This is a genomic window from Arhodomonas sp. KWT (genome assembly GCF_010993615.1).
The window spans coordinates 1-1,558 of sequence record NZ_WNXE01000407.1 but is presented as its reverse complement, the minus strand read 5'-3'; the positions used below and the strand labels follow the sequence as shown (position 1 = coordinate 1,558).

The following is a 1,558-nucleotide window of genomic DNA, read 5'->3' as shown; positions in this document are numbered from 1 at the left end:
GCCAGGGTCAGGGCGAGGGCGGCCATCGCGCCGAGCAGCTCGAGCTGGCCGGTCACGCCGAGCCCGGAGGCCGCGGCGTCCGCTGAGCCCGCGCCGAAGATCAGCACCGGCACGTACAGCGGCAGCACCAGCAGCGCCAGCAGCAGCCCGCCACGGCGCACCCCCACGGTCAGCGACAGGCCGACGGCACCCAGGGCGCCGAGCACCGGTGTGCCCAGGGCGAGCCCCGCCATCAGCTGCGGCAGTGCCTGCCAGGGGTAGTGCATGAACAGCGCCAGCAGCGGCGAGACGATCACCAGCGGCAGGCCGGTGATCAGCCAGTGGGCGCAGAGCTTGGCGAGCACGAGTACGGCGAGGGGCTGGGGCGCGAGGGCGAACTGCTCCAGGGTGCCGTCCTCGAAGTCCCCGCGGAAGAGCTGCTCCATGGAGATCAGCGACGCCAGCAGCGCCGCGACCCAGATCACCCCGGGGGAGATCTGGCGCAGGGTCTCCGAGGCCGCGCTCACCGCGAGGGGGAAGAGGCTCGCGATCATCACGAAGAAGATCACCGGATTGGCGAGCTCCCCGGGGGCGCGCAGGGCCAGGGAGAGGTCCCGGCGCAGTACCGCCAGGAAGGCCGGCACGAGGCGGATCTCATCCATGGCCGAGCTCCAGGTGGCGCAGGTTCACGCCCTCGAGCATGACCGGCTGGTGGGAGGTCATCACGGTGATGCCCCCCGCGGCGGCGTGCTCGGCGAGCCGCGCCTCGAGCGCCTCCACCGCGTGGCGGTCGAGGGCGGTGTAGGGCTCGTCCAGGATCCAGGCGCTGGCCGGCTCGATGAGCAGCCGTGCCAGCATGACCCGGCGGCGCTGGCCGGCGGAGAGGTGGCGGCAGGGCGTGTCCAGGCGCTCGCCAAGACCCATGCGGGTGAGCGCGGCATCGCGGTCACCCTCGCCGCCGTGGAGGCTGGCGAACACCCGCAGGTTCTCCCGAGGGGTGAGCTCCAGCTTGATTCCGGGCTGGTGGCCGATCCAGATCAGTGCCTGACGGTAAGTGCCGCCGTCGCGGCGGACGTTCCCGCCGGCCCAGTGCACGCTGCCCTCCTCGGGCAGGGTGAGACCGGCGAGGGTGCGCAGCAACGTGGTCTTGCCGCTGCCGTTGGGGCCGGCGACCAGCAGCACCTCCCCCGGCGCCACCGTGAGGTCGAGTCCGTCGATGAGCACGGTCTCCCCGCGGGAGACCACGAGTTCCCTGGCTTCCAGCACCGTTTCCGCCTGTGCCCCTGATCCGGCCGCAAGGTTACCACCTGGTGTCCGGATTCATAAGTCCTCGCCCGTCCGGCGAGGGCGTGGTGGCCTCGCGACGAGCCGGGTCGATGCGCCCCGGGGCGTCGTCGTGTGACGGGTCATTCCGGGGCCCGTCCCCGTCGCGGTCGCCGATCACGGGAACGGGCACGCTGCTACCAGAGCAGGGTCAGACCGCCCTGGACACGCCCGGCGACGGCATCGCCGCTGGCGGCGACACGTGAGCCGAAATAGGCGGTCAGGTTCTCGCCGAGCTGCAGCCGGGCCTGCAGTG

2 protein-coding genes are annotated in these 1,558 nt (G+C 72.4%); both read right to left on the bottom strand.

The window, feature by feature from the left end:
* Positions 1 to 623: heme exporter protein CcmB (gene ccmB, locus G7A99_RS19410; RefSeq protein WP_371807639.1), on the bottom strand; the 623-nt coding region annotated here is incomplete at its 3' end.
* Between the two features lie 10 nt (positions 624 to 633).
* Positions 634 to 1,245: a cytochrome c biogenesis heme-transporting ATPase CcmA gene (gene ccmA, locus G7A99_RS19405; protein WP_018717519.1), complete on the bottom strand. Its 612-nt coding sequence runs from the start codon at positions 1,243 to 1,245 to the stop codon at positions 634 to 636.
* Between the last annotated feature and the right edge of the window lie 313 nt (positions 1,246 to 1,558).